The following is an 8,000-nucleotide window of genomic DNA, read 5'->3' on the forward strand; positions in this document are numbered from 1 at the left end:
GCCCGTCTTCGCTGCAGGCACACCCGACGAGCGGGTGCGTCGGCTCGACCGTCTGCTCACCGAGGCCGGTGCATCGGTCCGCCTCGGCCTCAGCGACGGGCGCGTCGAGGACCGCTGGGTCGCCGCCCGCCCTGCCGACCGCCTGCTGGTGGCCGCTCTGCGCACCATCCGCGAGGTGCTCGCCGACCGTGGCGCCGACGCGATCGGCACCTGTGCGGACGATGAGTGTGTCGACGTGTGGATCGACGGTCCCCGTGGTCGTCCGCGGCGATACTGTTCGGACTATTGCTCAGGTCGTGCCCGCGTGGCCGCCTACCGCAGACGTCAGAGAGAGGAGCGGGCATGAGTGCCCTTCCCGACCCCGTATGGCCCGTGGTCGTGCTGGCTGTGATCCAGCTCGCGGACGCCGTCTTCTGCGTGAAGCCGTTGGCCTTCGTGCGCGATTGCCTGACCGACGTCCGTTTCCCGCGCCGCTGGTGGCCGGTGCTGACGCCGCTCAAGCTCGCCGCGGCCGCCGGTCTCATCGCCGGGATCTGGATCCCCTACCTCGGACTGGTGACGACGCTGGCGCTCGTGGCCTACTTCCTCGCCGCGATCACGGCGCACATCCGCGCCCACGACCTCGGTCGCAACCTCTTCCTCAACGCCGTGGGGATGCTCGTGATCTGCATCGGCGTGGCGTGGTGGTCGTTCGCATGAGGTACGACGTGCAGGTGGACGTCGAGGCGCCCGCCGAGGTCCTGTGGTCGGTCGTCGCCGATCCGTCGCAGTGGCCGCTGATCTCGGACAGCTTCATCAAGGTAGCCCCGGTGGGAGACGGCGAGCTGGTCGTCGGTCAGCGCTACGTCGTACGGCAGCCAGGCATCCGCTCGATGAGCTGGACCGTGACCGAGGTCGAGGACGGCACGGCCTTCACCTGGCGGTCGTCGGTCCTCGGCATCAGGACCGACGGCATCCACCGGGTGGTACCGAGAGGCCAGGGGACCTCGCGGCTCGAGCTCGCGATGGAGCAGTCCGGGCCGCTGTCGCGGCTGGTGGCGGCGATGGGAGGGGCCCACTACCGGGCACTGGTCGACCGCGAGGCCGCGACGATGGCCGGTGCCGCCGAGCACCGGGCGCGCGGAGACCGCGGAGACGACGCGTCGCCGACCCGTTGATCTCACCACCCCCCGGCTAGCCTCGTCCGAATGGGTTTCACGCGTTCGACGGCGAGCACCGACCCACTTCTCGGGTCCCGTCTGCACATCGCCGTCAAGGCCGCGATCGCGGCGGCGGTGGCGTGGCAGCTCGGCAACCTCCTGCCGAGCCCGATCGGCGACTACGCCTACTACGCCCCCATGGGTGCGGTGCTCGCCGTCCACCCGAGCGTGGCCGGCTCGGTGCGGGAGTCGGCGCAGATCTTCGTCGCTCTGGTCATGGGCGCCGGCGTCGGCGCCGTGTTCCACGTGCTCCCGGTGCCGGGCTGGGCGGCCATCGGCCTGCTCGTCCTGGTCGCCGTGATCCTCGCCGGCTGGGACCGCCTGGGCGACGGACGCAGCTGGGTCATCACGGCAGCACTGTTCACCTACATCCTGGGCAACATCGACACGTCCGACTTCGTCTCGGGACTCGTTGGTCAGGTCTCCCTGGGGGCAGCGGTCGGACTGGCCCTCACCCTCGCGCTGCCACCTATCCCCGCGCGGATCGCGCGGCGTCACCTCGACTCTGTCGCCGCCGACGTCTCGGAGCAGCTCGAGGGGATGGCGAAGGTCCTGCGGGGGCAGACCGCCGACCCTGAGCAGGCCTGGCTGGAGGTGGCCCGTGAGGTGTTCCCGGACGCGCTCCGGCTGCGCGAGAGCTTTCTCGCGCTCGACGACTCTCTTCGGGGCAACCTTCGTGCCCGCCGGTGGCGCGACCATGTCGGGCGTCGACGGGCCGACGCCGAGGTCGTCGAGCGGGTCGCGGCGCTGGTGGAGAACCTGACGTACATGCTCGGCGAGGTCCAAGCGTCGCCGCGCCCGTGGCTGCGCCTCGGCGGAGAGGCGGCGCAGAGCGTGGCGGACACTCTCGACGAGCTGGCGTCGGTCGTCCGCAGGCTGGTCGGAGACGAACCGATCCAGGGCAGCGACGTCCAGCCGTTGGCGGTGGGCGTCGAGAGACTCTCGGTGCTCGTGCGCGACACGGCGGACCACGGCGAGACCTCCTTCCCGGGAGCCGCCGTCGTGGTGAGCCTTCGCCGCATCCTCGGGGTCCTGCCCGTGCCGGAGTCCGAGGAGGTCGCCTCGCCCATCCCGCCGCTGCGTGCGCCCAGAAGACGCTGACTGCTCGGGTACGCGGCCCCTGCGCCGGGTGTCATCAGCGACGGGATCGGGGTCCTCGCCGACGTTGTCCGGGGGGCACTGGACAAAACATGAGGGGATCCTCGGATACTGGGGGTGTGCACTCCCATCCTCAGACCGAGATCACGTTCCCCTCCGTGGACGGCCGCCGCCCGACCACCCCGACGGTCCGGGCGATCCTCGCCGACGCTGCGCGCGAGATCGACCCCGAGCTCGCCGCGGACATCGAATCGGCGCACTCGTGGCGCTCCGACTACGTGCCGCTCGTCGGACGCGTGACGGCGGCCTCGGCCGAGTCGTCGAAGGCAGCGCTCGCCCTGGCGCACGGGGGAGTGGCCTCGATGCGCGGCCGGATGATGGCCGCCGCCCCCTCCGGTGACGTCCCGCTGGAGGAGTGGGGCCCAGAGCCGCGCGCGACGCCGTTGGCGACCGAGGTCGTGCGCGGCACCTCCTCGCCGGTGCGCGAGCTCGCCGTCCCGTACGGCGGGTCGATCCTGCACGGGGACCGGCTGCGAGAGCAGCTCCGGCGATGGCGTGACGCGGGCGTGGTCGAGGAGTCCTTCGTGACCGCGATCGAGCAGGTGATCGCCCATCCGGAGTGGTTGTCGCTCCCAGGACGCCGGGTGGCCCTGCTCGGCGCCGGCGCGGAGATGGGCCCGTTGGAGCCGTTGGCGGCATGGGGCGCCGACGTCCTCGCCGTCGACAGGTCGTCACCGTCCATCTGGGACCGGGTCCGCTCCCTGGCCGAGAGCGGGGCCGGGACGGTCGCGCACCCGGTGGGGCCGGACGGTGCGCCGGGCGCGGACCTGGTCACGCAGACCGGAGACGTGCTGGCCTGGCTCCGGACCCGGGCGGCGGGCAGTGCGCTGGTCGTCGGCATGTACGCCTACGCCGACGGGGGTGCCCACGTCGCCGTCACCGCGGCGGCCGACGTCGTCGCGACGCGGCTCACCGACGACGACCCGGACACCGCCCTCGCCTATCTGGCGACGCCGACGGACGCGTTCGTCGTCCCCCGGGACGTCGTCCAGGCGAGCGCTCGCGCGTACCAGGACCGCGGGCCCGTCCGATGGTTGCAGGCCCCGTTGCGCGTCGTGAGCCGAGGAAGGCTCTTCGTGCCCAACTACTCCACCGTCCTTCCCGACGGCACCGGCGTGGCCGACATCCTCGTCCCGCAACAGGGCCCCAACTACGCGATGGCGAAGCGGATCCAGCGGTGGCGCGGCGTCGTCGCCGAGGACTGCGGCCAGCGGGTGTCCTTCAACGTCGCCCCGGCGACGTGGACACGGTCGGTGACCAAGAACCGGTTGCTCGCAGCCGCCTACGGCGGCGCACGGCACTTCGGCGTGGAGATCTTCGAGCCGGCGACCACCCGCGTGCTGATGGCGGCACTCCTCGTCCACGACCTCCACGCGGCGACCGAAGCGCGCGAGCATCCCGAGCAGCTGTTCACCGACGGAGCAGCGCACGGTGGCCTGTGGAGGGTCGGGTACGAGCCGCGTTCGGCCCTCGGCGTCGCCGCCGTAGGAGGCCTTCCGTCGATGGTGCGCCGAGCCTGAGAGCGCCGCCGAGAAGCGGGTCCGCCTGGCCTTCCGATCGCGTACGGTATCGCCGTGAGCGATCAGTGGTCCGGCCCGCCGTCCAACGACGGCCCGCAGCCCCCGTACCCCCAGCAGCCGCCGCAGGGACAGCCCCCGTACGGTCAGCAGCCCCCGTACGGTCAACCCCAGCAGCCGTACGGTCAGCAGCCCACCTACGGTCAGCAGCCGCCGCACCAGCAACCGACCTACGGCCAGCAGCAGTACGGCCAGGGCCAGCAGTCCTACCAGGGGCAGGCGCCGTACGGCCAGGGCCAGTCGCCCTACGGTCAGCAGCCGCAGTACCTCCCGCCCAACGCGCCGCAGGGCGGCAAGAAGGGCACCGGCAGGCTCATCGCCATCATCGGCGGCGTGGTCGCTGTCGCCGCAATCATCGGCGTCGCGTTCTTCCTGATGCGAGACGGTGGTGGAGGCGCCAGCGCGTCGACGCCGGAGGATGCCACGCAGAGCTTCATCGACGCCATCAAGGACCGTGACTGCGACGCCATCGTCGCCGTGACGACCGACAACTTCCGCGACGGGGAGGGCGCCGACAAGTGCAAGAAGGCGCTCGAGAAGGAGGGCGACGGCGAGGGCGGCATGCTCGACGCGCTCCAGGCAGCGACGTTCGACGTCAAGGACACCACGATCGACGGCGACAAGGCCACGGTGGCGGTCGCGCTCACGCTGGCCGGCACGCCCGTCGACCAGACGCTCCAGCTCGTCAAGGACGGCTCGACCTGGAAGGTCGACGACATCGCCATGGACGCGGGAAGCAGGCCGGAGATGCCGGACGTGCCTGACATCCCTGACCTGAACCTCGTCACGCCGCCCACCCCCTGACACGCAGGTCGTGCGGCGCGAGTGCGTCGCACGACCTGGCGATCGCGGTGGCGTGGCGTGGCGTGGTTCAGGGAACCGGTCGCAGACGTGCCTTCCAGGCTGCCGCCTCTGCGCCGTCACGCCAGACCTCCCCGTGTCCCGGCAGCACCGTACGCATCCCACTCGCGCCGATCGCGTCGAGCGACTGCAGCGCCTGCTCGGCGTCGTGAGTTCCGGCCTGGGCGACGATGCACGGACCGGTCCTGCCGGTGTACGGGTCGAGCGTCACGAGCGCGTCGCCGGTGATCACCGCGTCGTGGTCGGGGAGGACGATCGCGACGTGCCCGTCGGTGTGCCCCGGCGTCGGCACGACCGTGAGGACGTCCCCGAACGGCATGGGGTCGTCGTAGACCCTCGGTGCGTCCACGCCCTGCACCCACAGCGCCCCTGCGCCCACCAGCGACGCCAGGTGGGGGAGCGAGCGGGGGTGACGGATCGGGTAGGTGAGGCGTGGCCGTCCCGGCTCGTACCGGTAGGGGTGCTCGGCGATCCGCTGGTCTCCGCGGTGCACCCAGACCTGCGCGCCGGACTTCTCGAGCCTGCGGGCGATGCCCACGTGGTCGAAGTGGCCGTGCGTCAGGAGGACGTGCCGCACGTCGTCGGGGGTCCGGCCCAGGGCCTTCAGCGCCTCGGCAAGATCGGACCAGAAGGCTGGCAGCCCGGCGTCGACCAGCAGGATCTGGTCGTCGGTCTCCACGAGGTAGCAGGCCGTGGAGCCGCGCGCCAGGCGGTGCACGCCTGGCACGATGTCGAGGGTGTGCATGGCAACCTCCCAGGTCGGCTCGGGATCGTCCGTTCCTGCGGTGGTACCCGAATGCGGCTGCTTCCCACGTCCTCCGCACGACGCCGCGGCGGGGCTGGCCGGGCCCTGCCGTCCCGCAGCAGATGCACGTGGACGTGATGGTGGAGGACGTCGCTGCCGCGGGCGCGCGTGTCGTCGCCCTGGGGGCGCACCACCTGGAGGACGACGTCTACGCCGACCCGGCTGGTCACCCGTTCTGTCTCATCCGCCGACCAGGATGGGCGCCGCCGCTCGACGCGGGGTGAGGGGACGTCTACGGCAGGGTGAGGCGGATCCCGGCGTCCTCGGCGGTCATCGCATCGCGGAGCGCGTGCGTCCGTTCGAGGTCGCCCTCGGCCGTCCATCTGCTGGTGAAGTCGACGCGGGCGGTCCACTTCCGCGCGAAGCTCAGCGCGGCGTACAGGCCGGCGAAGTTCTCGTTGTGCGTGGCGCCCTTGAGTGCGGAGAGGTAGTTCAGCCGATAGACGGTCGGGATGACGATCCGGACCTCTCCTGAGCCGTGGAGCTCGGCGTTCATCATCACCCGCGCGATGCGGCCGTTGCCGTCGGCGAAGGGATGGACCTCGCTGACCATGAACATCACGTAGACAGCGCGCGCCCACGGCGACACCAGGCGTGATCCGACCTCGTACCCCCGCCGCAGCGTGCCCTCGACCAGCTCCGGTGCGACGAAGTGCGTCTCCCCGGCACGGTTCGCCTGCGTCTTGAACTTCCCCGGCCCCACCAGCGGACGGCCGCCCATCAGCACGGCGTGGCGTTCCCGGAGGAGGGTGAGGAGCTCCTGGTCGGTGGCGGGCCTGCGACGCATCTCGGCATCGGACGACGTCAGACGATAGGTGCCCAGGATGTCGTGGGCGTCCTCGGGGCGCTGCTCAGGGACCACGTCGTCGAAGATGATGTCGGCTGCCTCGTCGAGGGTGAACTCCGTGCCCTCGATGTAGTTCGAGAAGTAGGCCTCGTAGAAGGGCAGCAGCGTCCGCCGGCCGCGGTCGGCGGGCATGGCGGTGACGAGGTCGGGTGGTTGGCCGTCGAGGTAGTCGACGAGGCGGCCGAAGATGTCCACGCGACGACGGTCGAACGCCTGACCGGCAGCGCGCCCGATCAGCTCCGGCGTCTGCAGGATCGCCGTCGGGTGAGTGTTCATGGACGCCCCGACCAGACGGTTCAACAGGTCGCACTCCGCCAGTCGACCGAGGAATGGCGCCAGCTCGCGGGCCTGCTCGCGGATCTCGTTCAGGCCGTCCTCGCCCCGGTCTCGGCAGAGGTCATCGATCCACAGCTCGACCTGCGCGCGTGTGAGTGTCCGCGGTGGCCTGCCTGACGCCGGCCGGGTCGGTGCCAGGTTCTCGAGGAGGCTTCGGGCCGGGCCGGCGAGCCACAGGCCGTCGGGCAGTGCGATGTCACCGGGCATCGGCCCGCTTCCGTGGCGCGGCTCGACCACCACGCCGGCAAGCTTCAGAGGCCGCGTCCGGCGATGCGTCACGAAGAGGAACCCGTCCACCGCCACGCCTCCGTGACGTGCCGAGCGGTCGGTGATGACGGCGCCGGGCAGCTTGTGGGCGACGATCTCCCACAGCCGCTCGCGCACGACGTCCTCGGCTGGCTTGCTCAGGTCGCTGACGTACACGCCGGATCCGACCTTGACCAGCCGTCCGGCGGCGCGTGCGCGGGAGATGCGGTCCTTGTGGTGTACATCGCTGTACACGACAGTGGGGAAGCCGTCGTTCATCGCCGGTCCTCTCGTGACATCGGTGTACAACACCGTACCCCTCCCGCGCGACATTTTGCCGCCCTCGCATGACTGAAAGCCACGAATCCTCGCGCTGCACGCGAGAATATGCCGGTTTCGCGACGTGTTCGCGCGGACGATATCCTCGCTCGCGTGAGAGAGCGCGCGGACCTGTTGATGCCGTTCCTCGCGTTGTTGCTGGGCGCGGTCGTCGGGGCACTGACGTCAGTGCTCCAGACGGGCCTCGACTTCCCTTGGCTGGCGCTCGTCAATGCGGTCAGTCCGTGGCTGACGACGGCGTTCGTGGCGGGAGCCCTGCAGTCGCGGTTGCGAACGGCGGTGTGGACCGGACTCCTCGCGACCCTCGTGCAGGTCGTCGCCTACTACGCCGTGGCAGAGCTGCGGGGTTACGACGCCTCCGTGTACTACCTGGTGTTCTGGTCGCTCTGCGCCGTCGTCGGCGGCCCTGTGTTCGGAGGGGTCGGACACGCGTGGCGTCACGCCTCTCCGGCCGGCCCCGGAGCCGCGGCCCTGCCGGCTGCGTTCTTGAGCGAAGCCGTGGTGACCTACTGGATCGTGCTCGGATACAGGTCGAGCGCCGTGCTGTTCGGCGCCGTTGCCGTGGTGCTCGCCGTGAGTCTCGGGGCGTACCGCCACCAGTACCGTCCGATGCTGCGTTGGATCGGCCCTGC

10 protein-coding genes are annotated in these 8,000 nt (G+C 71.1%); 8 read left to right on the forward strand and 2 right to left on the reverse strand.

Translation table 11 applies throughout. From position 1 onward, the window contains the following. From PV363_RS13745 to PV363_RS13770, 6 genes are all read left to right on the forward strand, one after another. On the forward strand, positions 1-346 hold a 346-nt coding region (locus PV363_RS13745), incomplete at its 5' end, for a CGNR zinc finger domain-containing protein (RefSeq protein ID WP_301022601.1). After that, entirely contained in the window at positions 343-699 is a 357-nt protein-coding gene (locus PV363_RS13750; RefSeq protein WP_301022602.1) for a DoxX family protein, read from the forward strand. The genes PV363_RS13745 and PV363_RS13750, both read left to right, overlap by 4 nt. Next, a complete protein-coding gene (locus PV363_RS13755) occupies positions 696-1,157 on the forward strand; it encodes an SRPBCC family protein (protein WP_220345077.1) in 462 nt (153 codons plus the stop codon). The genes PV363_RS13750 and PV363_RS13755 overlap by 4 nt, the downstream gene beginning before the upstream one ends. Before the next feature lie 30 nt (positions 1,158-1,187). Next, positions 1,188-2,300 (forward strand): aromatic acid exporter family protein, encoded by a 1,113-nt coding sequence (locus PV363_RS13760; protein ID WP_220365159.1) that lies wholly within the window; start codon positions 1,188-1,190, stop codon positions 2,298-2,300. Positions 2,301-2,416: 116 nt separating this feature from the next. Then, the gene (locus PV363_RS13765; RefSeq protein WP_301022603.1) at positions 2,417-3,877 is read left to right on the forward strand and encodes a hypothetical protein; all 1,461 of its coding nucleotides are present in this window, start codon (positions 2,417-2,419) and stop codon (positions 3,875-3,877) included. Positions 3,878-3,931: 54 nt separating this feature from the next. Continuing rightward, the gene (locus PV363_RS13770) at positions 3,932-4,738 is read left to right on the forward strand and encodes a DUF4878 domain-containing protein (protein ID WP_301022604.1); all 807 of its coding nucleotides are present in this window, start codon (positions 3,932-3,934) and stop codon (positions 4,736-4,738) included. Positions 4,739-4,805: 67 nt separating this feature from the next. On the opposite strand, the gene PV363_RS13775 is transcribed toward PV363_RS13770, so the two are convergent. Next, positions 4,806-5,540 (reverse strand): MBL fold metallo-hydrolase, encoded by a 735-nt coding sequence (locus PV363_RS13775; protein ID WP_220341662.1) that lies wholly within the window; start codon positions 5,538-5,540, stop codon positions 4,806-4,808. Between the two features lie 35 nt (positions 5,541-5,575). Between PV363_RS13775 and PV363_RS13780 the strand changes: the two genes are divergently transcribed. Continuing rightward, positions 5,576-5,824 carry a VOC family protein gene (locus PV363_RS13780; RefSeq protein ID WP_301022606.1) on the forward strand — a complete coding sequence of 83 codons (249 nt, stop codon included), beginning with the start codon at positions 5,576-5,578 and terminating at the stop codon, positions 5,822-5,824. Between the two features lie 8 nt (positions 5,825-5,832). Here the strand turns inward: PV363_RS13780 and PV363_RS13785 are convergent, their stop codons facing one another. Next, positions 5,833-7,308, reverse strand: a complete 1,476-nt coding sequence (locus PV363_RS13785; protein ID WP_220345082.1) for a Fic family protein — start codon at positions 7,306-7,308, stop codon at positions 5,833-5,835. 153 nt (positions 7,309-7,461) lie between these two features. Here PV363_RS13785 and PV363_RS13790 point away from each other — a divergent pair. Next, positions 7,462-8,000 (forward strand): DUF6518 family protein (locus PV363_RS13790; protein WP_301022605.1); only part of this gene is annotated, 539 nt, incomplete at its 3' end.

The organism is Mumia sp. (assembly GCF_028803055.1).
Taxonomy (GTDB): Bacteria; Actinomycetota; Actinomycetes; order Propionibacteriales; family Nocardioidaceae; genus Mumia.